Raw genomic sequence first — 25,480 nt, 5'->3', positions numbered from 1 at the left:
TCTTTTCGGTGGTACGTTCTAGCCCCGCTATTTTTTTAAAGACGCTTTCCATGTTGCTCGACGCATCGCAATCCCAACTGGTCCTGGTCGACTACCAGGCGCGCCTGATGCCCGCGATCCTCGAAGCGGACGCCGTCGCGAAGAATGCAGTCCGCCTCGGCAAGCTCGCCCAACTGGTGGACGTGCCCGTCTGGGGCACCGAACAGAACCCTTCCAAACTCGGCGAAAACCTGCCGGACATCCGCGCCCTGTGCCAGCGCACGCTCGCCAAGATGCATTTCAGCGGCGCCGAAGAAGGGCTCGTCGAGTGGCTGCGGGCGCCCGCCAAGGCGCCGCAAGGCAATGCGCGAAGCCTTCCCAAGCACCTGCAGAAGCAGGCTGTCCCCGAAGAACGCAACACGATCGTGATCGCCGGCTGCGAAGCGCATGTGTGCCTGCTCCAGACGGCGCTCGATCTGCTGGAAGACGAATTCGACGTCTGGGTCGTGACCGACGCTTGCAGTTCGCGCACCGAGCGCAATCGCGACGCCGCCTTCGACCGCCTCGCCGGTGCGGGCGCCGAACTCGTCACGACGGAGATGGTCGGCTTCGAATGGCTGCGCACTGCGGAACATCCGCGCTTCAAGGACCTCCAGGCGCTGATCCGCTAGGGGAACCCTGAGGCACCGCTATCTCTGCAGCCGCCGATAGGCGCTGAAATGGCGGATCGCATCACGCCGATGGCCGAGATGGTCGTGCAGACGCGCGGCGTTGAAGTGCGCGTCGGCGATGCTGGGGTCCAGCCGCAGGCATTGCTCGTAGGCATCGACCGCTTCCGCGAGGCGCCCCATGTCTTCCAGCGCGACCGCCCGATTGAAGTGCAGCAGCGGCACGTCGTGAATGCGTCGCAAGGCTTCGTCGTAGAGCGCGGCGGCTTCGGCCGCGCGGCCGGATTCGCAAAGGATCGCGCCGAGATTCAGATAGGCGTCCGCATGGTCGGGCTCGAGGGCCAACGCCTGGCGATACGCAGCCTCCGCCGCCTTCAAGTCCGTCAGTTCGAGTTCTTCACCGGCTGAGAACAAAGCCTCTGCCGACACCGCATCCGCGGACGGTCCCTCGCTTCGCCGCCGGTCGACAAAGGCCACCGCACCTCGGGTTGCGGCGATGTCGAAGTCCATGAGCAACTGGCCGGTCTCCGCTTCCCACTGGCTTTCGCGGTCGCGCACGGCGATCGAACTTCCCACGGCCGTGATCCGCAAGCCTGACAACGGCAGTTCTTCAGGCAGCGTCGCCTTCAGCCGCTGCAGCGCCCGCAGGATCTTGCGCGTCGGAATGTCCGCCGCCTGCAGGTCGTGCGCGGTCCTGAGCAACACGACGTCGCGGAAGGAAAAACGATAGGCGTTGCGCGGCCCGCGAGCCGGGCGCACGAACCCGTTGGCGATCAGCCCCGCGATGGCGCTCCGGGAGAGGCCCAGCATCTCCTGGATGCTGCGCAAGGTGTGTGGAGTCTCCGGATGATCGACGGTCACTTCCTGGCGCGGGCTTTGGCAGGGACGGCGTCGGCAGCGGCAGCAGTCTTGGACGCCCGCTTGACGCCCTTGCGCTCGTTGGTGGCAAGCGGCGTGACGACTTCGGCGGCAGCGGGCGCGCGTGCCTGGCGCTTCGCCGGGGCTGCCCCTGCACCGGCCCCCGAGCCCGATTTGGCGAGGCTGGCGCGCAGCATCTCCGTCAGGTCGATGATCTGACCGCCCGAAGCCGCCTCTTCGTGGTGCTCGGCAGTCACCACCTGCCTGCCTTCGATCTTGGCGTCAATAGCCGACAGGATCCGCTGCTTTTCCTCGTCGACAAACTGCGTCGGGTCGTAGCTGTCCTGCGAGATCTGGTCGATGAGCTGGAGCGCCAATTGCACCTCCGCGTCAGAGGGCTTGATCTCCTCGATCTGCAGGTCCTTCATTGACCGCACTTCGTCGGCGTAAAGAAGCTGCTGCAGCACCAGCCCGTCTTCGGCCGCGCGAATCTGCACGACGTACTGCTTGCCTTTCCAGGCCCATTTCGCCAGGGCGCACCGGCCGCTCTTGCGCATCGCTGCGCGCAGCAGTGTGTAGGGCTTGCCGCCGCGCTTGTCGGGTGCGATGAAATAGGCCTTGTCGTAGTAGATGGGGTCGACGGCCTTCTCGGGAATGAAGGCGACGATGTCGATGGTGTGGGTCGCGCTCTCTTCGACTGCCTTGAGCTCGTCGGGTGAGAAGAGCACGTAGCGGTCCTTCTCGAATTCGTAACCCTTGACCATCTCGGAGCGCGGCACCACGACCGAAGGGTCCTTCTCGGACACGTATTGCTGCTTGACCCGCGAACCGTCCTTGGTCAGGAGGTTGAATCTCACCGCACTGGAACTCTCCGTGGCGGAATACAGCTTCACCGGAATCGACACCAGACCGAAGCTGAGCGATAGCGACGCGAGGGAACGAGCAGCCATGCGAAATCTCCAGAGGAAGTTCGACGCACCTCCCGATGTGAGGATGCCACTTTCCGCGTTTCTCGAAAACCCCCGGGGAATCAGGATCAGGCCGCAGGCGGGGCGTGCAGCGCCTCCTTGGGCACCACGACGGGCGCGGCCGGCTGCAACACGAAGTGCGGCGACATGATCTGCACGCCGTATTCATTGAAGACGTCCTGGATGTGTCCGTTCAGCTCGTTGACCACATCGTATTTGGGGGCGCCGTCCCGGATGAAGACGTTGAGCTCGTACTCGACATAGAAATCCTGCAACTGCAACTGGCGGACGACCGGCGGCGGCTCCGACAAAAGCTCGGCCGTCCTGCCAGCCGCAAGCGCGAGCATCGCGTGCACTTGGCGCCAGGGAGAGTCATAGCCGATGGTCACCGATGTCGTGACCGAAATACCGCGCGCCTTGGAGGTGTCGCTCTGGTTCAGGATGCTCGCCGCGACCACGACCGTGTTGGGCAGGGTGACGACCTGATCCACGTGGTTGCGCAGCTTGGTCGACAGCACACCCATCTCGATCACGTAGCCTTCCGATTCGCCGATCTTCACGAAGTCGCCGACTCGCAACGCTCGCGCATAGATGAGCACGAAGCCCGCCATGACCTGAGAGACAGTGCCCGACGACCCCAGCGTGACTAGCACGCCGAAGAATACGCTGAGGCCCTTGAAGGCGTCCGAGTGCGACCCTGGGATGAACGGATAGGCCATCACGAGCGCGAAGACCCACACGAGCGCGGCCGTCAGTCGCCGCGTTGCGCCAATGGTGTCAGGCTGCAGTGCCGCGACCGAGACGCCGCTGCTGCGTGCGGCCTCGAAAATCGCATGCAGGCCGCGAATGGCCAGGTGGGCCAGCACGAAGATGGCGGCGACGGTCGCGAGGTCCGGTAACGAATGAATGATGCCGGTCACGAGCTTGGTCGCCAATCCGATCACCGAACTGCCGAGCGTCTCTCCCCACGGCTGCGTGTAGGGGAAGCGCGTCAGCACGTAGGCCAGCCACAGATAGACGGCGACCAGGATGATGGCGATCTTGATCCAGTGAACCGCACCGATCAGCCCCAGCGCGACCATGCGGCGCCAGTCGAGCAGCTTGCGATTCTCGAAGCGCGCTCGGAGCGGCCCGGTGCGGTCGCTGACCCGCAGGGCGGTGCGTTGCAGCACGAAGACGAACGCCGCGAGGATCAGCGTTGCCAGCGCCGTCCAGCCGGCCGATGCGGCGAACTGGCGGCCGTTCATCTGGTCTGCGCGGACCTCCAGTGCATCATGCAGGCGTCGAGCGGCGCTCGCTGCGACCTGGTCCAGCGGCGGATCCCCTGGCTCCCGATCGCTTTCGAACACGGTGAAGACGGTGCCGCCGTCCACCATAATCGCGTAGCCCTCCATCCCTTCGTGCGTGAAGCCGTTGGCCTGGGGCATCGATCGCAGCCGCGAGAAGGGCAACTGGCCGATGCGCTCCGCCGCGCGCGCCGACCGCTGCTGTGCCGTGAGGCCGAACATCGGCGAGCGGAAGACGAAAACCTCCCGGTTTGAAACAGTCAGCGGCGCTCCCGCCGGAGGCGCCTCTTGGGCCCCGACGGCCCCGGCCCACACCGTGAGGATCAGCGCCAGCAGCGTCGCCGCGCACGTAATCCAGCGCGCGTTCCATGCCCGGCGGCACGTGATGGTCGACGCAACATTGCGGTGGTTTTGGTGCGCTGCGCCGGATTTTGCGAACAGTAAGCCGCCGAAAAGGATGAGCTGGGAACGCGTCATGCGGCACTGTCCGGTGCCGCATCCGGGTTGTCAACTGCCCGAAGGTGCAAGGTCCGCGGCGTAAACAGCTGAGACTGCGTCCTACATTCCCATCGAGCGCCCGGTCCGATACTGGGGCCCCGCACCCGGGAAGACTGATGTGAATGTTCTGATCGTCGACGACAACGAAGCCGCAGCCGACCTGCTCAAGGAGATCCTCGCGCTGCAGGACCACACGGCACGTTGCACCTATACCGGTCGACAGGCGCTCGACGCCGCCGCCAGCGAATCATTCGACGCCGCCTTGGTCGACCTCAAGCTGCCTGATTTTCCAGGCACCGAAGTCGCGAGGCAACTGCGCGCCAGCGCGCGCGGCGCGCCGCCGATGATCGTGGCGATCTCGGGTTTTGCGTCAGAGGAAGCCGGCGCTCCGGCAGGGCTCTTCGATCACCACTTGCAGAAGCCGATCGACTTCGACGCGTTGGATCGCATCCTCGCGCTCGCGCTCGCGCAACGCAGCTGAACTCACATCCTGCCGAGGTGCACGGCGACCTGGTCTGCTGAAACGCCGACGTCGGCAATGGCCTTGCGCAGTTCCTCTTCGGTGACGCCGAGGCGATCCATCCAATAGCTCACGTTGTGCGGTTCAGTCACGTCGATTTCGGAATGGTCCAGGCTGTTGCCCAATTCGATGACGTCGGACATGGATGAGCTCCTTGCGATATTGGATGGATGGTTGATGGGTGAAATGATTGAGTTCGAATCTGGGCAGAGTGTCGGGCCCTGATGCCCGACGGACCCGAAGGACGACGCATGCTCCGCGTGCAGGACAACGACCGACGCCGTCCCCATCATCTTCTTCCGCCTCATGGATTTCATCGAAATGGCGACTGCTCGACCATTGCAGACGCATAGCGCACTTTTTCATTCGGAGTCATCGCGTTCTCGATCTGTGCGAGTTCCATGCGTTCATCGTCGTGCGCAACCCACTCGAACAGGTGCGAAGGGGGCATCTCGTCCAGCGCGTCGCGGTCGCTCCAGAATTGCAGCCGAAAGCCCGCGCTTTCCTGCAGCAGTCGGAGGAAGAGGGCGCGCTCCAGCCGAAGCCGCTCGCGCTGCTCGCGGGTCATCCCCAGGAGGAGTGTCGTCAGCTGCTGATCGAGGCTTTCGAGACGGCACTCCAGCTCGAAGCGCGGCGGGCCGTTGAGCAAGGCATTCTGGGGCGACAACCCGGCGCAGGTGAGCAGAGCCCGCGCACAGGCAGCCGCTTGCAGCAATCGAAGCGCTTCTTGAACCAGTGTGCCCATGACGGGCATCTCAGTGCTGGCGGCGCTGCGTGGACGTAGGACGAAAGAGCAACGTACAGCGGGCACGCGCTGCCGTGCGCGTGTGCTGTGCATGTACTTTGCGCGTGGGCGCGCTTCAGCAGGTTTCGTGGGCGGACATTTCGAAGTCCGCGGTTTCGAGCACCACAGGCCGGCCGCCGCCCTGGTGGTGACGCTCGATCGCTATGGCGTTGATCAGATCCGCGTTGTCCAGATAGGCCCGAACGAGGCTTTCGCCGCCTTCACTCGCGCCGAAAAGATCGCGCAGCGGATCCTCGCTGATCGCGGCCACCACCCGGACGCCGTCGGGATAAATGGCAAACCGCACACAGGCGGTATCGAAACAATAAATCGCTTCTCGCATGAGTCCTGTCTCCGTCATCGCACACTGATATTGAGGGCTGGGGCCACCCATTCAGATAGGTTCTGGAGAGCGGAAGTTGCAGCAGCCAGTGGCTGCTTCAAGGGTAGGCCGGGTCCTACGTCAGCAGTATCGGAGCTCAGGAGCCAGGAGCCTACGCGGCCAGCGTTGCCCTTCGCACGGCCGTCTCCCATCCGGCCATTGCTTCATCCGCCTTGGCTCGGCTCATCGTTGGGATAAAGCGCCGCTCCACACGCCAGAGTTTCGACAGTTCGCCCACATTGCCGTACACCCCGGTAGACAGCCCCGCCAGGTAGGCCGCGCCCAGCGCCGTGGTCTCCGTCACTTCTGGCCGCACCACCGGGATGCCCAGCAGGTCGGCCTGGAATTGCATGAGCAGGTCGTTCACCGAAGCACCGCCATCCACGCGCAGTTCGGCCACGGGAGTGCCTCCTGCCGCAAGGGCATCGCGGCTCATCGCCTGCAGCAGCGCAGCACTCTGGTAGGCAATGCTCTCGAGCGCAGCGCGCGCGATGTGTGCCACGGTGGTTCCGCGCGTCAGGCCGGTGATGATGCCGCGCGCCTCGGCGTCCCAATAAGGCGCGCCAAGCCCCGTAAAGGCGGGCACCATCATCACGCCGCCGGCGTCAGGCACGCTCTCGGCCAGCGCTTGCACATGCGCACTGCCCGGGATGGCCTTGAGCCCGTCGCGCAGCCACTGTACGACGGCACCGCCGACGAACACGCTGCCTTCCATTGCGTATTGCGGCTGCCCGCTGGTCTGCGCGGCGCTCGTCACGAGCAGCCCGTTGTGCGAAGGCTGGAAGGCGTTGCCGGTGTGCATGAGCAGGAAGCAGCCGGTGCCATAGGTGTTCTTTGCCGTGCCGGCTTCGAAGCAGGCCTGGCCGAATAGCGCGCTCTGCTGGTCGCCCGCCACGCCGCCGATCGGCAGGCTGCAATCGAACAGGCCGGCGTCCGTGTCGGCGAAATGCGCGCTCGACGGCTTGACCTCGGGCATCAGCGGTGCCGGAATGTCAAGCGCCTTCAGCAGATCGGCGTCCCACTGATTGGTGTGAACGTTGAAGAGCATCGTGCGCGACGCATTGCTGACGTCGGTGACATGCACCTTTCCGCCCGTCAATTGCCAGATGAGCCAACTGTCGATGGTGCCGAAGGCCAACTCGCCGCGCTCGGCCTGCGCGCGCACGCCGGGGACGTTGTCGAGCAGCCAGCGCAGCTTGGTGCCGGAGAAGTAGGCGTCGATCACGAGGCCGGTCTTGTCCCGGATGGCGTCGGCCATGCCGTCCTGTCGCAGCCTGGCGCACATCGGCTCTGCGCGCCGGTCCTGCCAGACGATGGCGTGGTGCACCGGCTGGCCCGTCTTGCGGTTCCACACGAGCGTGGTTTCGCGCTGGTTGGTGATGCCGACCGCGTGAATGTCGCTGGCCTTGAGCTTCGCCTTGGCGAGCACGTCGCGTGCGGTGGCGAGTTGGCTGGTCCAGATCTCCAGCGGATCGTGTTCGACCCAGCCGGGTTGCGGATAGATCTGCGTGAGTTCGCGTTGAGCGATGGCGACGATGCGGCCGGCGCCATCGAAAACGATGCTGCGTGAGCTCGACGTGCCTTGGTCGAGGGCGAGCAGGTAGGTCATGAAAAAAGGTTCCTTCAGTGTTCGCGTGCGATCTCGCAGCGGACTTGCGCGTGTTCGATCAGCTCGGGAAAGGGGGGTGGTGGTTCCGCGTCGGTGAAGAGGCAATCGATCTGCGACAGCTTGGCGAGTTCGATCATCGCGGGCCGGTTGAATTTGCTTGCATCGGCCGCGAGCCAGACTTCGCGTGCCTGCGCGATGATGGTTTGCGCCACCTTGACTTCGCGCAAGTCGAAGTCGCGCAGCGTGCCGTCGGCCTCGATGCTCGACACGCCGATGAGTGCGATGTCCACTTTGAACTGGCGGATGAAGTCGACGGTCGCCTCGCCGACGATGGCGCGGTCGCGCAGCCGCACCGAGCCGCCCGCCACGATCACTTCGCAATGGGGGTTGTCGCTGAGGATGGTCGCGACGTTGAGGTTGTTGGTGATCACCCGCAGGCCGGTGTGATGCAGCAGCGCCTTCGCGATGGCTTCAGTCGTCGTGCCGATATTGAGGATCAGCGAGCAGTCGTTCGGCACCCGCGCTGCCACGGCTCGCGCGATGCGCGCCTTGCCCTCGGCGTTGAGCGTTTCGCGCTGCTGATAGCCGATGTTTTCAGTGGTCGAGCTCGGCACGCGCACGCCCCCATGGAAGCGCGTGAGCAGTTTTTCGTCCGCCAGGCGCTGGACGTCCCGGCGCACCGTCTGCAGGGTGACGCCGAGCATTTCGGCCAGTTCTTCGACGGTGACCGAACCCCGCGAGCGGACAGTGTTGAGGAGCTTGAGTTGGCGGGGATTTGAGTTCACGGATGGCGGCAGACGCGATTTCGCTCAACTTTAGAACGAAAATAAACGAACAAGATTAAGGGTTAACGCCGAAGAAAATCGCGCTTTAAGGAACCAGAATGAAAAAAACCGAAAAACCAACGCCTCAGACAACCCCCACAGAAACGGAATCGACCCCCTTGAGCCCGGAAGCATCGCCCCCATCCGCTTTCACCGCAGACTGCGACGTCCTGATCGTCGGCGGCGGGATCAATGGTTGCGGCATTGCGCGCGATCTCGCGGGGCGCGGCTGGCGCGTCGTGCTCTGCGAAAAGGACGATCTCGCTGCGCACACCTCGTCGTCGTCCACCAAGCTGATCCACGGAGGGTTGCGCTACCTGGAGTACTACGAGTTCTCGCTGGTCCGCAAGGCGTTGCAAGAGCGTGAAGTGCTGCTCAAGAGTGCGCCGCACATCATGCGGCCGCTGCGCTTCGTCATGCCGCACGACCCGTCGATGCGGCCGGCCTGGATGATCCGCATCGGCCTGTTCATGTACGACCACCTGGCAAAGCGCGAGGTGTTGCCGGGTTCGCGCACGGTCGACCTTCGGCGGCACGAGGCCGGCGCGGCGCTCAAGCCCGAATTCAGGCGCGGCTTCGTGTATTCGGACGGCTGGGTCGACGATGCGCGCCTCGTGGTGCTGAACGCCCTGGACGCCCGCGCGCGAGGCGCGGAGGTGCTGACGCGCACCCGTTGCATCAGCGCTCAGCGCGACGGCGAGGGCTGGACCGCCGTGCTTGAAGGCCGCGAAGGACAGCGAACGGTGCACGCCCGCGCGGTGGTCAACGCCGCCGGTCCATGGGCGGAAGCTTTCTTGCGTGGCGTGGCCCGTTCGGCGCAAGGCGAAGCGCTGGCAACGCGGCATCTGAGGCTGGTCAAGGGCAGCCACATCGTCGTGCCGCGCGTGTTCGGCCACGACCACGCCTACATCTTCCAGAACCCGGACAAGCGGATCATCTTCGCGATTCCCTACCAGGACGATTTCACGCTGATCGGCACGACCGACATCGAATTGCAGGGTGACGACCCGGGGGCGGCGCGCATCAGCGACGACGAGGTCGATTACCTGTGCAGCCAGGCCAGCCGGTATTTCGAGAAGGCCATCCTGCCGTCCGATGTGGTCTGGACGTACTCGGGCGTGCGTCCGCTGCTCGATGATGCTTCGGGCGACCCGTCGGCGGTCACGCGCGACTACATGCTCGAATCCAACACCACGGCGGCGCCCTTGCTGTCGGTTTGGGGCGGCAAGATCACCACCTTTCGCAAACTGGCAGAGGACGCAGCCGACGAAGTGGGGCGCATGCTGGGCGATGCGCGCGCTCCATGGACCGACGGGGCATTCATGGCGGGCGGCGATCTCTCGGCCTGGATCGGCGCCACGAGCCGCACTTCGCGGCCCGACGACGATTTCGAACGCTTCGTATCCGCGGTGCGAACCAGGCATGCGTGGATGGGGGCCGGCCTTGCGCGGCGGCTTGCACGCGCCTATGGTGCGCGCATCACGGAGGTGATCGGCGATGCGCAATCGATGAACGACATGGGCCCCGCCGTGGCACCCGGCCTGCACGAGCGCGAGTTGCATTACCTGCGCAACGAGGAGTGGGCATGCAGCGGCGAGGACGTGCTCTGGCGCCGCTCGAAGCTCGGCCTGCATTTCACGCCTACGGAGCGCGAGCAAGTCGACGCTTGGATGCAGGCGCGGGCACTCGCAGGAGGAGGGGGAGTTCCATGCAGCTGACGCTCGATCGCGTCGCCAAGAAGGTCGGCGCACAGACCTGGCTCTATCCGCAGAGCATCGCGCCGCGCAGTGGTGCGGTGACCGTGCTGCTCGGCGCCACGCAGGCCGGCAAGACGAGCCTCATGCGGCTGATGGCGGGGCTCGACGCGCCCACCGAAGGCAAGGTCTTGGTCGACGGCACGGATGTCACCGGCGTGCCGGTTCGCCAGCGGAACGTGGCCATGGTGTATCAGCAGTTCATCAACTACCCGTCGCTGAAGGTGGCTGACAACATCGGATCGCCACTCAAGCTGCGCGGCGAGCCGAACATCGAAGCGCGCGTGCGGGAATTGGCGGACAAGCTGCACATCGGCATGTTCCTCGACCGCTATCCCGCAGAGCTTTCCGGCGGCCAGCAACAGCGCGTGGCCCTGGCTCGCGCTCTGGCCAAGAACGCGCCGCTGATGCTGCTCGATGAGCCGCTGGTGAACCTCGACTACAAGTTGCGCGAAGGCTTGCGCGAGGAACTCACGCAGCTCTTTGCGACGGGCGATTCGACAGTGATCTATGCCACCACCGAGCCGGGCGAGGCACTGCTGCTGGGTGGCTACACGGCGGTCATGGACGCCGGAGAGCTGCTTCAGTACGGGCCGACTGCCGAGGTCTTCCATGCGCCGCAGTCGCTGCGTGTCGCGCGTGCGTTCAGCGATCCGCCGATGAACCTGATGACGGGCCTTGCAGTCACTGGCGGCGTGCAGATCGAAGGCGGTCCCCTGCTGCCGCTGTCAATGCCGGCGGGGGTGGATGGGGCGGTCACCGTCGGCCTGCGGGCCAGCGCGCTCAACATCGGTGGCGGCAATGGCGACATCCCTTTGCAAGGCAAGGTGGAGCTGGCCGAGATCTCCGGATCGGACACCTTCGTCCACGTCGAGACGCTGGTGGGCGAACTCGTCGCGCAATTGACCGGCGTGCATCGGTTCGATCTCGGCGCGGCCGTGACCCTGTACTTCAGCGCGTCTCAGGCCTATGTGTTCGATAGCGGCGAGCGGCTCGCCGTTGCGCCCGACTGGCGCCACAAGGGAGGCTGACATGGCTCGCATCGACCTCGATCTCGCCCACGCTTATCGTACCCACCCCACGCAGGACAGCGACTATGCGCTCCTGCCCCTCAAGATGAGCTTTCGTGACGGCGGCGCCTACGCGTTGCTTGGGCCCTCGGGCTGCGGCAAGACGACGATGCTCAACATCATCTCGGGCCTGCTCGCGCCGTCGAAGGGCAGTGTCAAATTCAACGGCCGCGACGTGACGCTGGAGACGCCCCAGCAACGCAACATCGCGCAGGTGTTCCAGTTCCCGGTGATCTACGACACGATGACCGTGGCACAGAACCTGGCCTTTCCGCTGCGCAACCGGAACATGCCCGCAGAGCAGATCCGCAAGCGCGTCGGCGAGATCGCGGAAATGCTGGACATGAGCGGGCAGCTCAACCAGCGCGCGGCTGGCCTTGCCGCGGACGCCAAGCAGAAGATCTCTCTCGGGCGCGGACTCGTTCGCAGCGACGTGTCGGCTGTGCTCTTCGACGAGCCACTGACGGTGATCGATCCGCACCTCAAGTGGCAACTGCGTCGCAAGCTCAAGCAGATTCATCGCGAACTCAAGCTCACGTTGATCTACGTCACGCACGACCAGGTTGAGGCGCTCACTTTCGCCGAGGAAGTTGTGGTCATGACGCGCGGCAAGGCCGTGCAGATCGGCAGTGCGGAAGCGCTTTTCGAGCGGCCGGCCCATACCTTCGTCGGTCATTTCATCGGCTCGCCCGGGATGAACTTCCTGCCGGCACTGAGCGCGGGCGGCGTTCTCGACATTGCGGGCGCGAGGCTGCAGGCGACACGCGAACTTCCTGAGGGCGCACTGAAGATCGGCATTCGACCGGAGTACGTCGCGCTGGCCGAACCCCACTCGCCAGGGGCACTGATGGCCACGGTCGCACGCGTGCAGGACGTCGGAACGCACCTGATGTTGAGCGCGGCCGTCGGCGACCACACGCTCAAAGCCCGCTTCGGGCTGGAGACGCGGGTCCCATCGGCCGGCGAGCCGATCTGGCTGGCCGTGGTGGGCCGCCATACCTGTTTCTATCGCGACGAAGAGTTGGTGGCCTGAAGCGAGCTGAACCGGAGGCTTCGACATGAACGGAATCAATAAACCGATCAACCAGAAGGCCTGGTGGCTCGTGCTGCCGGTGCTGGTCTGCGTGGCCTTCTCGGCCATCATCCCGCTGATGACCGTGGTGAACTACTCGGTGCAGGACATCATTTCGCCCGACCGCCGAGTCTTCGTGGGCACCGAATGGTTCGCCTCCGTCATGCGCGACAGCGAACTGCATGAAGCGCTGTTGCGCCAGCTCGGCTTTTCGCTGGCGGTGCTCCTGATCGAGATCCCGCTCGGCATCTGCCTTGCGCTGTCGATGCCGTCCACCGGCTGGCGTTCGTCGGCAGTGCTGGTCATCGTTGCGCTGTCGCTGCTGATTCCATGGAACGTGGTCGGCACCATATGGCAGATCTTCGGCCGGGCGGACATCGGCCTGTTCGGCTATGCGCTGCGGAAGCTGGGCATCGACTACAACTACACGGGCAACGCGACGCACGCCTGGCTGACCGTGCTGCTGATGGACGTCTGGCACTGGACGCCTCTCGTGGCGCTCCTGTGCTACGCCGGCTTGCGTTCGATACCCGATGCCTACTACCAGGCGGCGCGCATCGACGGGGCGAGCAAGTTCGCGGTGTTTCGCTATATCCAGCTGCCGAAGATGCGCGGCGTGCTGGTGATCGCGGTGCTGCTGCGCTTCATGGACAGCTTCATGATCTACACGGAGCCCTTCGTGCTGACGGGCGGCGGGCCCGGCAATGCGACCACCTTCCTCAGCCAATACCTCACGCAGAAGGCTGTCGGTCAGTTCGATCTCGGGCCAGCGGCGGCTTTCTCGCTGATTTATTTCCTCATCATCCTGCTGCTGTGCTTCGTCCTTTACAACTGGATGCTGCGTGTCGGCACGCACGACACCGCCGAGGAGGCGCCATGAGCGAAGACCGCCTGCGCAAGCGCAGCCTCTTTCTGGTGCTGTACATCGTCTTCGCGCTGTTGCCCATCTACTGGATGATCAACATGAGCTTCAAGACGAACGAGGAGATCCTCTCGAGCTTCTCGTTCTTTCCCCAGCACCTGACGTGGGAGAACTACAAGCGCATCTTCACGGACGAGTCGTGGTATTCGGGCTATATCAACAGCCTCATCTACGTAGGCATCAACACCGTGATCTCGCTCACGGTGGCGCTGCCGGCTGCCTATGCGTTTTCGCGCTATTCGTTCCTTGGAGACAAGCACGTCTTCTTCTGGCTTCTGACCAACCGCATGACACCGCCGGCGGTCTTCCTGCTGCCGTTCTTTCAGCTCTACACGACCGTCGGCCTCATGGACACGCATCTGGGCGTGGCTCTGGCGCACTTGCTGTTCAACGTGCCGCTTGCGGTGTGGATTCTCGAAGGCTTCATGAGCGGCATTCCGCGGGAGATCGACGAGACGGCCTACATCGACGGCTATTCGTTCCCGCGCTTCTTTCTCACGATCTTCCTGCCGTTGATCAAGGCGGGCGTCGGCGTCGCGGCCTTTTTCTGCTTCATGTTCAGCTGGGTGGAGCTCCTGCTGGCGCGCACGCTGACCAGCGTGAATGCCAAGCCGATCGTCGCGACCATGACGCGCACCGTGAGTGCCGCCGGGATGGACTGGGCGACGCTGGCCGCGGCGGGTGTCCTGACCATCGTGCCCGGCGCCATCGTGATCTGGTTCGTTCGGCACTACATCGCCAAGGGTTTCGCGATGGGCCGCGTCTGACAAGGAGAGTGCGATGTTCGATTGGATGGTCTGGACCACACCGGTGGCCATTTTCTTCAGCTGCATTGCGCTGATGCTCGTCGGCATGACTGTGTGGGAACTCAAGTCGCCGACCACCTTGCGCCGTGGCTGGCTGCCGCTGGAGACAACGCGAGGCGACCGGCTCTTCATCGGGTTGCTCACTGCTGCCTATATCAATCTCATCTTCATCGGCCTCGCAGGCAAGTTCCAGGAATGGATGAGCCTTGAGGAAGAGCCGTCGATCTGGATCAGCTTTGTGCTGTCCATGCTCGTGGTCGGACTGATCATGCGCAAGGGCTGACGCGTCGACCTTTCCCTTTTTCAACTGGACCGGCTCTCCGCTTTCCCGGAGCCGACTCCTCCAGAACCGGGAAGCGCCATCGAGGAGACACTCATGAAGATTCGCTACACAGCATTGGCTCTGGCCGCGGCGACATTCGCCATGCAGAGCGCCGGGGCGGGAGAGGCGGAGGCCAAGAAATGGATCGACAGCGAATTCCAGCCGTCGACCCTGAGCAAAGACCAGCAGATGGCCGAAATGAAATGGTTCATCGACGCGGCCAAGAAGCTGCAGGACAAGGGTGTGAAGGAAATCGCCGTAGTGTCCGAGACGCTGACGACGCACGAGTACGAGTCAAAGACAATGGCCAGGGCCTTCGAGGAAATCACTGGCATCAAGGTGAAGCACGACATCATCCAGGAAGGCGACGTCGTCGAGAAACTGCAGACCTCGATGCAGTCCGGCAAGTCGATCTACGACGGCTGGATCAACGACTCGGACCACATCGGAACCCACTACCGCTATGGCACAGCGCTGTCGCTTACCGATCAGATGGCGGGGCCGTGGAAGGAATACACCAATCCGGGGCTCGACCTGAAGGACTTCATCGGCACGAGCTTCACCACGGCGCCCGACGGCAAGCTCTACCAATTGCCCGACCAGCAGTTCGCCAATCTGTATTGGTTCCGCGCCGACTTGTTCGCGCGAAAGGACCTGCAGGACAAGTTCAAGGCCAAGTACGGATATGAACTCGGCGTACCGCTGAACTGGAGCGCCTACGAAGACATCGCCGCCTTCTTCAGCGAAGACGTCAAGACCATCGATGGCAAGCCGATCTACGGCCACATGGACTATGGCAAGAAGGACCCCTCGCTTGGCTGGCGATTCACCGATGCATGGCTGTCGATGGCGGGCGAGGCCGATGTCGGTATTCCCAACGGTCTTCCGGTCGACGAATGGGGCATCCGCGTGGCGGCGGACAAGTGCACGCCGGTTGGCGCATCGGTCGAGCGCGGCGGCGGCGCCAATTCGCCTGCCGCCGTCTATGCGTTGACCAAGTACATCGACTGGATGAAGAAGTACGCGCCCAAGGAAGCCACCGGGATGACCTTCGGCGAGTCCGGCCCGGTGCCCGCGCAAGGCCAGATCGCGCAGCAGATCTTCTGGTACACCGCGTTCACGGCCGACATGATCAAGCAAGGGCTGCCTGTGGTGAACGCCGATGGCACGCCGAAGTGGCGGATGGCGCCTGGACCCAACGGCCCGTACTGGAAGCAGGGTATGCAGAACGGCTACCAGGACGTCGGATCGTGGACCTTTCTCAAGTCCAACGATCCGAACCGGGCCGCGGCGGCCTGGCTCTATGCGCAGTTCGTGACCGCGAAAACGACGTCGCTCAAGAAGTCGATCGTCGGGTTGACCTTCATCCGGGACAGCGACATCCGCTCCGATTACTTCACGCAGAACGCACCGAAGTATGGCGGCCTGATCGAGTTCTATCGCAGTCCTGCGCGTGTCGCGTGGACACCGACCGGCAACAACGTGCCCGACTATCCGAAGCTCGCGCAGCTCTGGTGGAAGAATGTGGCGGTCGCAGTCACCGGCGAAAAGACGCCGCAGCAGGCCATGGACAACCTCGCGAGCGAGATGGACGACGTCATGGCGCGCCTGCAGCGCGCAGGCATGGCGCACTGCGCGCCCAAGCTCAACCCCAAGTCGTCGCCAGACAAGTGGCTGAGCGACAAGGGCGCGCCGTGGAAGAAGCTCGCCAACGAAAAGCCGCAGGGCGAGACCATCAACTACGACAAGCTCGTGGGTGCGTGGAGGGATGGGCGGGTCCGCTGAAGCGGCGCCCCGCATGAGCTGTCACTCCGCCGGTTGCGCAGATCGGCGGAGCGCATATCCTTCCGGCGCATGAACATCACCTTTCGCTGCGACCCGGCGCTGATCGAGCTGCTGCCGCGCCCGGTGCCGGCGCACGCCATGCTGCCCGACTGGCTGCGCACGATGCCGCCGCGGGTGCCATCGGCCGTGCATCAGCGCGCCGTGCGGACGGTGAAGCAGTGCCCGCCCTTCGTCGATGCGATGACGCATGGTTTTCTGATGCTGCTGCCTTGCGATGTTCATGTGGAGCGCATGCAATTCAGCTGGGACTGGCCCTTGCCGCCGTTGGCCTCGGCTGCGCATCCGCGCGCGCCTTTGAGCTTTCATGTGCCGGAGCAGATCGAAGGCTCTCCCTTTTCGCATGAAGGGCGCTCCGCATTGAAGTTCAACAGCTTCTGGACCATCGAGCTCGAGGCGGACTGGTCGCTGATGGTGGTGCATCCGGTCCATCGCGATGATCTGCCGTTTCGGCTGATCACCGGCATGGTCGACTCGGACAAGTTCATCGACATCGGAATCAACTTTCCGGCCCTGTGGACCGAGCCCGACTTCTGCGGCGTACTCCCGCGTGGGACGCCAGTGGCCCAGTGCTATCCCGTGCGGCGCGAGGTTCCGGCGTTGGTGTGCGAAGCCATGTCGCCGCAGCACATTGAACGCTACAACGAAGTGTCGGCCGGGATCATGGCCGCTCCTGGCGTCTATCGCAGGGGTTATCGATCCAAGCGGGATCGGGCTTGAGGACCTGAGGAGCTGAAGAGTCGGGTCAGGCGGCGGGCGTGTCGCGCAGTGCGGTGCGAAGTGCGTCGAGGTCGAGCCAGAGCTGTCCTGTGCTCGCTGCGCCCAGCGCATGGGCGATGCGACCAAAGGTGTCTTCGCGCACGCGATAGGCGCGGCCATAGGCTTGCATCGCGCCGTCCATGTCGCCGCTTTCCTGCAGCACGATGCCTAGATTCACTTCCGCCTCCGCATAGTGCGGCAGCAGGAACAGCGCACTTCGCAGGGCGGCGGCAGCGCCGGCAAGATCGCCGGCGTCCTGACGCTTCAGCGCGAGTTCGAACCACGCGGCACCGACGGCGTGACGGCGTTCGGGGCGATCGGGCTGCAGGCCATGAGCGCGCTCGAACAGGGCCAACGCTTCTTCAGGTGCGGCGGCTGCACGCGCGATGTCTCCGGCCAGTGCGAGCGTCGGTCCGTGCGCGGGGCGCATCGCGAGGCTTTGCCTGACGTGTTCCTGCGCCTCGGGGATGTCGCCTTTCTGCAGATCGAGCAGCGCGAGCAACTGAAGAACCGCAGGATGAGGTCCGTGCGCTGCCGATGCCTGGTCGCAAAGTGCTCTTGCTTGCGCGCCATTTCCTGCGTTGACTTGCTGGATGGCGAGCGCCAGCAACGCCTCCACAGATGGCGCCGGGGTTGGCGCTCGGTTTGCCGCCGCGTCGATGGCGGACTGGAGGTTGGCGCGCGCCTGCGCCTCGCGTTCGGCGCGGAGTCCGGGCGTCACATAGAGCGGCCGTCGTTCGAGAAAACGAGAAAGGATGGCGCGCCGTCGCTCTTCGAATTGCTGTGCGGGGACGTGGGCGTACTCCGCGCGAATCTGGCGCTCGTATTCCGCAAACCGCGGCGGCGGGGCGCCCAGGATCGAGAGATCGATGTCAACGAGCAGCGCTGCATCGCAGCCCTCCGGGACTGCATCATGGCGCGTGGCCATCACCAGCGCATGCACCCTGCGGATGACCTCGCCGGGCAGACCGGCAGCGGTCAACGCCTCGACGGCCCAGGCGGCGCTTTGCGCTTCGTTGTCGTGGCGGTTGACGTCGTAGATCGCGTCATGGAACCAGAGTGCGAGCGCCACCTCCGCCGGCCGCTCGGCTGCCGCGCGGTGAGCCTCCAGAAGCCGCAGGCATTCGTCCAGATGGTGGAGCGAGTGATAGTGGCGATGCGGCTCGGCGTAGCGGGCCAGCAATTGCGAGAGGAGGGCATCGCTTGGTGCGTCGCTGCCGAGCGCCCGCCAGGCCCCGGCCCACGCAGCGCGCAAACGCACGATTTGCGCGGCGGCGTCATCGTCGTCGGGGGAGGGCGGGCTTTGCATCGGGCTGATTGTGCCGCCGGCCGGCCCGTCCATCTCGTGCCGGGGCTGACGGGCTGCCCCTATGATCTTGGCCGCGAATTCGCTGCATGCGATTCGGACTGATCGAGACCAACCCAATCCTTTGAGTCCTTATGAAAATCACTGTAGAAACCACCATCGCCGCCCCCATTGCCGAAGTCTGGCGCGCCTACACGACGCCCGAAGACATCAAGCAATGGAACGCCGCGTCCTACGACTGGCACACGACTGCTGCCACGGTCGATCTGCGCGTCGGTGGCACCTTCACCTCGCGCATGGAGGCGAAAAACGGCAGCATGGGATTCGATTTCGCCGGCACTTACACCAAGATCGTGCCGCATTCACGCATCGAATATTCATTCGGCGACCGCACCGGCGAAGTCGAGTTTGCCGAGGGCACCGATGGCGTGAAAGTGCGTGTGACCTTCGATAGCGAGTCGACCTATCCGATCGAGCAGCAACGCGAAGGTTGGCAAGCCATCCTGGACAACTTCGCCCGTCACGTGGAGCAGCGCCGCTAGTTCTTTGCGGCCTGGAACGGGAAGACCACGCCCCAGTCCCGTTTCATGTCGACAACGGTCCAGCCCTTGGCGCGCGCGATGTCGAGTGTCGGTGGACTGAGCTTGCCGACGCTCGATGGGCTGTCGTAGGCCCACTCTCGCGCCGCATCCGTGTGATGGACGATGCCCATGAAGCTCGCGCCCGGGCCGGCAGCGGTCCACTGCAGCATCTGCAGGTCACCGTCTGAATTGCCGAAAGCGAAGATGGGTCGGCGACCGATGTGCGTCTGGATGCCGACGGGCTTGCCGGGGCCGTCATCGATGAAGTCCAGTTCCGCCAAGCGCATGATCACCGGCGTGTCGCCTCGCTCCTCGAAACGCGTCTTGCCGCTGCTGCCCACCACCTGCTCGGGCGGCACGCCATAGACTTTTTCGGTCCAAGGCCGCATGAAGGACATGCCGCCGCCTGAGACGATGAAGGTCTTGAAGCCGTTTGCGCGCAAGTAGGCCATCAGTTCGAGCATTGGCTGGTACACCATCGCGGTGTACGGCTGGTTGAAGCGCGGATGCTTCGCCGTTGCGATCCAGTCACGCACCAGCGAATCGAACTCGGCGCTCGACATGCCGGTGCTCGTGGCCGCCACCAGCGCGAGGATGGATTTCTCGCCGCCCGCCATTGCGCCTTTGATATCGCCTCTCAGCACAGACGCAAAAGGCTCTGTCGTCTTCCACTCCGGATGCTGCGGCGCGAGCGCCTTGACGCGATCCAAGACGAAGAACACCTGCGAGTACATCGGCTGCTCGGCCCAGAGCGTGCCGTCGTTGTCGAAGACCGCGATGCGCTCGGGTGGCGGCACGAAATCCTGCGAGCCCTGCGCCGTGACCTTGGCGACAAAGGCGACGATCGACTGCTTGGTGCTGCCTTCGTTCCACGAGGGAAGCGGATCCGGCTTGATCGATGCGCAGCCGGTGAACAGCAGCATCAGCGCATAAAGCGCCAACAGCCATTTGGATTGAAGTCGTTGATCTGCAAAGGTGGATCGCACGGCGCCTCCTGGTTCAGGTGAACGGATTATGTGAATGGACCGCCTTCAACGCTAGCCCGACAACTACGTCCCCGCGCAAGTCCCGGCGCGCAGGTAAAGTCGACTGGCCATGAACTTTTCCGACTGCAGCGAAGAAGAACGCAGGGATCTTGCCGTGCTCGAGGCGCGGATCGGTCGTGCGCACCTCCACCAACGCCTGGGCCTGGAAGGCGAGCATGAGGCTCTCAGCGTTCGGCGGAGCACGCGCTACTTCCATCTGCAGAAGTGGTTCTCCTTTCAGAGCATGATCCGCCTCGGGCTCAACATGACGGGGTTGCGCTCGCGCGGCCGGCGCAATGTATTGGACATCCGAGTACGGGACAACGAGGTCCGGCTCGGGCGTCTGCCGGCGGCCTTCGAGGGCTTCCGGGTGCTGCACCTGAGCGATCTCCACATCGACATGAGCGAAGTCCATCTGGAGCGCTTGATCGAAAGTCTGCGCGGCGTGGCCCATGACGTCTGCGTGCTGACCGGCGACTTCCGGTTTCGGAGCTTCGGGCCTTATGCGCCGACACTCCAGGCGCTGGCGCGCTTGCGGCCTCACCTGGGCGAGCCGGTTTACGCGGTGCTGGGTAATCACGACTCCATTCGCATGGTGCCAGGCATGGAGGAACTGGGCATCCGCGTGCTCATGAATGAAGCGGTGCGTATCGAACGCGATGGTGATGCGCTCGCGCTGGCCGGCATCGACGATGCGCACTACTTTCGAACGCATAACTTTCACAAGGCCACTGCCGACATCGCGCCGGACGCCTGCGCGATCCTGCTTTCGCACACGCCGGAGCCTTATCGGCTCGCGGCGCACGCCGACATCAGCCTGATGCTCAGCGGCCACACGCACGGCGGACAGATCTGCCTGCCGGGCGGCATACCCATCCTCACCGACGCTGACGTACCACGCTTCACGGCGCGAGGTCCGTGGCGGCATCAAGGAATGGTCGGCTACACCTCGGTGGGCTGCGGCTCGTCAGTGGTCGACGTCAGGCTCAACTGTCCGCCGGAGATTGCGTTGCACCGGCTGCACAGGGCGCCTTGAGTCATCGGGCCATGAAGCCGATCACGAAGGCATTCACCAGGTCGATGAAGAATCCGCAGACCAGCGGCACGACCACGAACGCGCGTGGTGCCGGGCCGTGTTCACGCGCTACGGCGCTCATGTTGGCGATGGCCGTCGCGGTCGAGCCGAGTGCAATGCCGCCGAAGCCGGCGCAGATGACGGCCGATTCATAGTCGCGCCCCATGCAAAGGTAGACCACGAAGACGGTGAAGGCGACCGCCATGATCACCTGCAGCACCACCGCAGTCAGCACGAAGAGCGCAACGCCGTGCATCTGCCAGAGCTGCAGGCCCATCAGCGCCATCGTCAGGAAGACGCCGAGGCAGATGTCGGCGATCAGGGACACGCCCGCGCGCATGCGGTCCCAGTGCCACAACTGGCCCTTTTGCGCAGTGAACAAGGCCGTGAGGTTGCGCACCAGGATGCCGGCCACCAGGCTTCCGACGAATGCAGGCAATCTCAGCCCTGTCATCGCGATCAGGTCGCTGATGCCGCGACCCATGATCAACGCCACGTTTAGCCAGAGCAGCGCGAGCAGCACGCTGTTGTAGTCCAGGCGGGTGCGGTTCTCGTCCTCGTAGTGGGCGCCCGGCTCCAGAGTGGCCTCGGACGAAGAGACGAGGCGATGCTTGTGCATCAGGTAGGCAGCGAGCGGCCCGCCGATCGCACATGCGGCAATCAACCCCGCCATGTTGGCGGACAGGCCGATGACTTCCGCGTTGCCGATGCCCAGGTCGCTGACGAAATGCGGAGCCCACGCCAGAGTGGTCCCGACGCCGCCGGTGAGGGAGATGGAGCCCGTCAGAAGTCCCGCGCGCCGATCGAGTCCGAAGCCGGTCGCGACGGCCATGCCGAGCAGGTTCTGCATCACCATGTAGCCCGCGGAGAGCCCTAGCAGCACCGCCAGCGGTCGCCCGCCCTTGCTCAAGGTCCGCACATCCGAAGCAAGGCCGATCGCCGCGAAGAAATACAGCAGCAGGACGTCGCGCACGCCGAGCTGGAAATCGACCTTCAGCCCAAAGGCGAGGAAAAGCAGGCTGACGACGGCGATGCACACGAGCCCGCCCACGACGGGCTCCGGAATGCTGTAGCGCCGCAGAAGTTCGAAGCGGCGCGTGCACGCCTTGCCGACGAAGAGCAGCAAGACCGCGAGCGTGAAACTGACGTAGGCATCGAGATGGAATTCTTGTGGCAAGTGCGTGCTCCGGCCGGAGGCGGATGTCCGCCACAGAGAGAAATCACTGATCCATTGCGGCGCGCACTTCGCGTCCGAGTTCGATGACGGACATCGCGTAGTAGCTGCTCCAGTTGTAGCGCGTGATCACGTAGAAATTCTGTGTCCCGGCCACATAGCTGGGGGCTTCCGCGCCGTTCTGCAGTTCGATGAGCGCGAGCAGTCCCTTGAACCTGAGTGCCTCACCTTGAAGCACGGCGCCGCCCGCCACGAAGGCGTCCGCGCTGAAGGTCGGCACGATGTCCGGCGCCAGCAGCACCGCTTTCTGGAGTCGCGATTCGTCGAAGCTCACTGGAAAGATGGGCGGCATGCCCGGTTGCCAGCCAAAGGCCTTGAAATAGTTCGCCACCGAGCCGATCACGTCGACGGGGTTGTTGACCAGGTCGATGCGCCCGTCGCCGTCGAAGTCGACAGCGTACTTGGCGATGCTGCTCGGCATGAACTGCGGCATGCCCATCGCGCCGGCGTAGCTGCCCAGCGGCGCCAATGGATCTTCAGCCGTGCGGCTTTCGGTGCTCAGGAAGCTTTCGAGTTCGCTGCGAAAGAAGGCCTGCCGCTCGGCGGCGCGTGGATGCGCCTGCGGGAAGTCGAAGGACAAGGTCGCCAGCGCGTCGATGACGCGGAAGCTGCCCATGTTGCGTCCATAGATGGTCTCGACGCCGATGATCCCGACGATGATTTCTGGCGGCACGCCGAACTGTGCTTGGGCACGTGCGAGCGTGTCGGCGTTGTTTCGCCAGAAGCGCACGCCCGCCGAGATGCGCACCGGGTCGATGAAGCGGCCGCGATAGGCATACCAGTTCTTTGGCGTGCCGACGGGGGCGGGCAGCATCAGGCGCGGGACGTTCTGCAGTTGCTTGGCGCTGCCGATGGTGGCGCGCACCCATTGGCGATCGAGCTTGCGGCGATCGGCGACCTCGTCGGCGAACTGCATCGCGTCGGTGCGCGTGGCGTAAGGGATGCCGCTCTGGGCGGCAGTGGCGGCCTTCTTGTGCACCCCCTGCGCCGCGGAAGCGGGTATCGAAGTGACGAATGCGGCCGAGAAGGTCAGGGAAACGGAGAGGGAAAGGGCCGAAGTGACGGTCAGAGGGCGAGGCATGGCGCGCATTGTGCCGTTCACGTGGCGTGCGCCGGAAAACTTCACATGCGGTTTCAGCGCGGCCACGACAGTCGGCGGAACTCGGAGCGCAATGCCGACAGCCCGGCGCCTGGCGTCTTGGCATAACGCTGCGCTTCGAGCCGGAGCAGCCAGTCATGCGCCGCCTGTGCATTCGCACCGAAGTGCTCGGTCAGGCGTGCCGCCATCTGGCGCGGTGGTGCAGTCTCCGGCACATCGATGCCCGCCTGCTTCAGGCGCGCGCGCGCCTGGCCCAGCAACCGCAGCCAGGGGTCATGCCGGCTGCGTTCCCACAGGGTCCAGCCGGCGCCGGCCACGCTGGCCGCCACCATCAGCACCAGCAGCACCATGATGAGGTCCTGCATGCTTGGCGCTTCGAATCCGAGGTTCTTCAGAAGATCGAGCTGGCGGCTTTGCGTGTAGTTGAGCACCCATTGGTTCCAACCGTTGTTGACGGCTTCCCACGCGGCGCGAAGGTTGTGCGCAAGGCTCGGAGTCACGACTTCGAACGCGCCTTCGATGAGCCCCGGCTGCGCCACGAGACGCCGGAACTGGCCGACCCGGTCGGGCGATATCGCGCCGGTCGGGTCGACACGGACCCAGCCCGTGCCTTCCTGCCAGACCTCGGCCCAGGCATGTGCATCGCTGTGGCGCAGCATCCAGTAGTTGTCCACGCCATTGAGCTCGCCGCCTTGGTAGCCGGTGACGATACGCGACGGAATGTCCAGCGCGCGCATCAGCACGACGAATGCCGACGCGATGTGTTCGCAGAAGCCCGCCTTGATGTCGAACCAGAACTCGTCGGCGGTGTTGTCGCCGTAGAGGCCGGGTTCGAGCGTGTACGAATAGCCGCCCGTGCGAAGCCGCTGCAGAACGGCCTGGACATAGGCCTGCGTCGAAGCGCCGCGCAGGGCCGGGTCGTTGCGCATCTGCGCTGCGAGCGCCACAGTGCGCGGATTCGACCCTCGGGGCAGCGCCACGAAGGATTGCAAGGCGGCCGCGCGGCGCGCCGGCCCGTACTCGAACTGCGTGAAGCTTTCGGCGCGATAGCGCGCGAGATCGGTGAGCGGTCGGTTCGTGACCCATTGCAGATCGGACGTGCCGAAGACTTCGAAGCCGGGAAGGTCCGGCCGGGTCGGCGTGGCATCGAGCGTCAGCAGCATGGGCCGGCTGGAAGGCTCCAGCGTGACCTCATAGCGCGAGGGTTCGCCCTGCACACGCAGGTTGAGAGGCATTTGCCGGCGTATGAAAGGGGACTGGGCCGTCCATTCACGACCATCGAATTCCGACAGCACGGGCCCGCGGAAGTAGAGGCTGGCGCGTGGCGGAAGGCGTCCGTCGTCGAACTTGATGCGTGCGGCGATGCCGTCGTCCAGCGCCAGTTGCGCGATCGCGCCCACGCGCATGGTGTTCGACAGCCCGGTGCGGCCGGCCATTGCGTCGGTCGGCGTTCCCCAGAGGGGGGCCATTCGCGGGAACAGCATGAACAGCACCAGCATGATCGGTGCACCGAGCAGCGCCATCCAGCCTGCAGTGCGCGCGGCTTGCGACAGCGGGGGTTTGCCGACGGGCATGTGGGCGTTGACCAGCGCCGTCAGCAGGCCCAGCAGAGCCAGCAGCATCGCGAAGGCTGTCAGGAGCGATTGCGAATAGAAGAAGTTCGTGAGCATCGTGAAGAAGCCCAGGAAGAAGATCACGAAGGCGTCTCGGCGGGCTCGCAGCTCAAGCGTCTTGAGGGCTAGCAGGATGACGATGAGGGTGACGCCTGCGTCGCGGCCCAAGAGGGTGCGGTGAGTGGAGAAAGTGGCTATGAGGGTCAGCGCCAACAGGGCGGCTCGCCACCACTTTGTCGGCAGAGGCTTGGCTTGGATGGCCAGGGTGCCGCGCCAGATGAGGACTATGGCGGCCAGGAGGGTGCACCACCACGGGAGGTTGGGGGTTTGAGGGAGGAGGATGAGGGTGATGACGGATAGGAGGAAGAGGGTGTCTCGGGTTTCTCTGGGGAGGGACTGGAGGGATGGGAGGGGGGTCATGGGCGGGGGGGCTTCCGCCGGGTGGGGGTGTTGCTGTTGATGTATGCGGTTTTGGGGGTGGGGGCCGGGACTCGCCCCGGCGGGCGACTTCCTTTTCTTTGCTTCGCCAAAGAAAAGGAAGCAAAAGAAAGGCGACCCTGCTGTGGGCGTCCCTTCGCTGCGCTACGGGCAACCTGCGGTGCTCGCTTTTCGTGGGGTCCGCGC

The 25,480-nt window shown here is 64.4% G+C and carries 25 protein-coding genes; 12 read left to right on the top strand and 13 right to left on the bottom strand.

What is annotated here, in order from left to right; translation table 11 throughout:
* Positions 1-50 precede the first annotated feature (50 nt).
* On the top strand, positions 51-650 hold the full coding sequence (locus AC1DSF_RS24760; RefSeq protein ID WP_478183620.1) for an isochorismatase family protein: 600 nt from the start codon (positions 51-53) through the stop codon (positions 648-650).
* An 18-nt stretch (positions 651-668) separates the two neighbouring features.
* On the opposite strand, the gene AC1DSF_RS24755 is transcribed toward AC1DSF_RS24760, so the two are convergent.
* From AC1DSF_RS24755 to AC1DSF_RS24745, 3 genes are all read right to left on the bottom strand, one after another.
* Complete coding sequence (locus tag AC1DSF_RS24755) at positions 669-1,508, bottom strand: tetratricopeptide repeat protein (RefSeq protein ID WP_478183619.1); 840 nt, start codon at positions 1,506-1,508, stop codon at positions 669-671.
* Positions 1,505-2,455 (bottom strand): non-homologous end joining protein Ku, encoded by a 951-nt coding sequence (gene ku, locus AC1DSF_RS24750; RefSeq protein ID WP_478128257.1) that lies wholly within the window; start codon positions 2,453-2,455, stop codon positions 1,505-1,507. The genes AC1DSF_RS24755 and ku overlap by 4 nt, the downstream gene beginning before the upstream one ends.
* An 86-nt stretch (positions 2,456-2,541) precedes the next feature.
* Positions 2,542-4,236: a mechanosensitive ion channel family protein gene (locus AC1DSF_RS24745; RefSeq protein ID WP_478183618.1), complete on the bottom strand. Its 1,695-nt coding sequence runs from the start codon at positions 4,234-4,236 to the stop codon at positions 2,542-2,544.
* A 139-nt stretch (positions 4,237-4,375) separates the two neighbouring features.
* Here AC1DSF_RS24745 and AC1DSF_RS24740 point away from each other — a divergent pair, with 139 nt between their 5' ends.
* Positions 4,376-4,738 carry a response regulator gene (locus AC1DSF_RS24740; protein ID WP_478128255.1) on the top strand — a complete coding sequence of 121 codons (363 nt, stop codon included), beginning with the start codon at positions 4,376-4,378 and terminating at the stop codon, positions 4,736-4,738.
* Between the two features lie 2 nt (positions 4,739-4,740).
* On the opposite strand, the gene AC1DSF_RS24735 is transcribed toward AC1DSF_RS24740, so the two are convergent.
* The 5 genes from AC1DSF_RS24735 to AC1DSF_RS24715 form a co-directional block, all read right to left on the bottom strand.
* Positions 4,741-4,920 carry a DUF3606 domain-containing protein gene (locus AC1DSF_RS24735; RefSeq protein WP_478128254.1) on the bottom strand — a complete coding sequence of 60 codons (180 nt, stop codon included), beginning with the start codon at positions 4,918-4,920 and terminating at the stop codon, positions 4,741-4,743.
* A gap of 170 nt (positions 4,921-5,090) precedes the next feature.
* Entirely contained in the window at positions 5,091-5,522 is a 432-nt protein-coding gene (locus tag AC1DSF_RS24730; RefSeq protein WP_478128253.1) for a hypothetical protein, read from the bottom strand.
* A gap of 115 nt (positions 5,523-5,637) precedes the next feature.
* The gene (locus tag AC1DSF_RS24725) at positions 5,638-5,904 is read right to left on the bottom strand and encodes a hypothetical protein (protein WP_478128252.1); all 267 of its coding nucleotides are present in this window, start codon (positions 5,902-5,904) and stop codon (positions 5,638-5,640) included.
* 151 nt (positions 5,905-6,055) lie between these two features.
* Positions 6,056-7,552 (bottom strand): glycerol kinase GlpK, encoded by a 1,497-nt coding sequence (glpK, locus tag AC1DSF_RS24720; protein ID WP_478128251.1) that lies wholly within the window; start codon positions 7,550-7,552, stop codon positions 6,056-6,058.
* A 14-nt stretch (positions 7,553-7,566) separates the two neighbouring features.
* Complete coding sequence (locus AC1DSF_RS24715; protein ID WP_478128250.1) at positions 7,567-8,337, bottom strand: DeoR/GlpR family DNA-binding transcription regulator; 771 nt, start codon at positions 8,335-8,337, stop codon at positions 7,567-7,569.
* A gap of 98 nt (positions 8,338-8,435) precedes the next feature.
* Between AC1DSF_RS24715 and glpD the strand changes: the two genes are divergently transcribed.
* From glpD to AC1DSF_RS24675, 8 genes are all read left to right on the top strand, one after another.
* Positions 8,436-10,094: a glycerol-3-phosphate dehydrogenase gene (glpD, locus tag AC1DSF_RS24710; protein WP_478128249.1), complete on the top strand. Its 1,659-nt coding sequence runs from the start codon at positions 8,436-8,438 to the stop codon at positions 10,092-10,094.
* Complete coding sequence (locus AC1DSF_RS24705; protein WP_478128248.1) at positions 10,085-11,161, top strand: ABC transporter ATP-binding protein; 1,077 nt, start codon at positions 10,085-10,087, stop codon at positions 11,159-11,161. The genes glpD and AC1DSF_RS24705 overlap by 10 nt, the downstream gene beginning before the upstream one ends.
* Position 11,162: 1 nt before the next feature.
* Positions 11,163-12,233: an ABC transporter ATP-binding protein gene (locus tag AC1DSF_RS24700; RefSeq protein WP_478128247.1), complete on the top strand. Its 1,071-nt coding sequence runs from the start codon at positions 11,163-11,165 to the stop codon at positions 12,231-12,233.
* 25 nt (positions 12,234-12,258) lie between these two features.
* Entirely contained in the window at positions 12,259-13,152 is an 894-nt protein-coding gene (locus AC1DSF_RS24695; RefSeq protein ID WP_478128246.1) for a carbohydrate ABC transporter permease, read from the top strand.
* The gene (locus AC1DSF_RS24690) at positions 13,149-13,961 is read left to right on the top strand and encodes a carbohydrate ABC transporter permease (RefSeq protein WP_478128245.1); all 813 of its coding nucleotides are present in this window, start codon (positions 13,149-13,151) and stop codon (positions 13,959-13,961) included. The genes AC1DSF_RS24695 and AC1DSF_RS24690 overlap by 4 nt, the downstream gene beginning before the upstream one ends.
* 13 nt (positions 13,962-13,974) lie before the next feature.
* Positions 13,975-14,283 (top strand): DUF2160 domain-containing protein, encoded by a 309-nt coding sequence (locus AC1DSF_RS24685; RefSeq protein ID WP_478128244.1) that lies wholly within the window; start codon positions 13,975-13,977, stop codon positions 14,281-14,283.
* 93 nt (positions 14,284-14,376) lie between these two features.
* On the top strand, positions 14,377-16,107 hold the full coding sequence (locus AC1DSF_RS24680) for an ABC transporter substrate-binding protein (protein ID WP_478128243.1): 1,731 nt from the start codon (positions 14,377-14,379) through the stop codon (positions 16,105-16,107).
* A gap of 69 nt (positions 16,108-16,176) precedes the next feature.
* A complete protein-coding gene (locus AC1DSF_RS24675; protein ID WP_478183617.1) occupies positions 16,177-16,884 on the top strand; it encodes a hypothetical protein in 708 nt (235 codons plus the stop codon).
* Between the two features lie 25 nt (positions 16,885-16,909).
* Here the strand turns inward: AC1DSF_RS24675 and AC1DSF_RS24670 are convergent, their stop codons facing one another.
* Entirely contained in the window at positions 16,910-18,232 is a 1,323-nt protein-coding gene (locus tag AC1DSF_RS24670; protein WP_478183616.1) for an HD domain-containing protein, read from the bottom strand.
* A 131-nt stretch (positions 18,233-18,363) separates the two neighbouring features.
* Here AC1DSF_RS24670 and AC1DSF_RS24665 point away from each other — a divergent pair, with 131 nt between their 5' ends.
* Entirely contained in the window at positions 18,364-18,771 is a 408-nt protein-coding gene (locus tag AC1DSF_RS24665) for an SRPBCC family protein (protein WP_478183615.1), read from the top strand.
* Here the strand turns inward: AC1DSF_RS24665 and AC1DSF_RS24660 are convergent.
* On the bottom strand, positions 18,768-19,796 hold the full coding sequence (locus tag AC1DSF_RS24660) for an HAD family hydrolase (protein WP_478183614.1): 1,029 nt from the start codon (positions 19,794-19,796) through the stop codon (positions 18,768-18,770). The genes AC1DSF_RS24665 and AC1DSF_RS24660 overlap by 4 nt on opposite strands.
* A gap of 109 nt (positions 19,797-19,905) precedes the next feature.
* On the opposite strand from AC1DSF_RS24660, the gene AC1DSF_RS24655 reads away from it, so the two are divergent.
* Positions 19,906-20,871, top strand: a complete 966-nt coding sequence (locus tag AC1DSF_RS24655; protein WP_478128238.1) for a metallophosphoesterase — start codon at positions 19,906-19,908, stop codon at positions 20,869-20,871.
* A gap of 1 nt (position 20,872) precedes the next feature.
* Here AC1DSF_RS24655 and gltS read toward each other — a convergent pair whose 3' ends face one another.
* Genes gltS through AC1DSF_RS24640 form a run of 3 tightly spaced genes read right to left on the bottom strand, consistent with a single transcriptional unit; the run spans position 20,873 to position 25,276 of the window.
* On the bottom strand, positions 20,873-22,087 hold the full coding sequence (gltS, locus tag AC1DSF_RS24650) for a sodium/glutamate symporter (RefSeq protein WP_478128237.1): 1,215 nt from the start codon (positions 22,085-22,087) through the stop codon (positions 20,873-20,875).
* A gap of 43 nt (positions 22,088-22,130) precedes the next feature.
* Complete coding sequence (mltB, locus tag AC1DSF_RS24645) at positions 22,131-23,225, bottom strand: lytic murein transglycosylase B (protein ID WP_478128236.1); 1,095 nt, start codon at positions 23,223-23,225, stop codon at positions 22,131-22,133.
* Between the two features lie 53 nt (positions 23,226-23,278).
* On the bottom strand, positions 23,279-25,276 hold the full coding sequence (locus AC1DSF_RS24640; RefSeq protein ID WP_478183613.1) for a transglutaminase TgpA family protein: 1,998 nt from the start codon (positions 25,274-25,276) through the stop codon (positions 23,279-23,281).
* Positions 25,277-25,480: the final 204 nt, after the last annotated feature.

The sequence above is a fragment of the Variovorax sp. 01N429 genome, from assembly GCF_056399425.1.
This window is presented reverse-complemented; position numbering and strand designations above follow the sequence as displayed.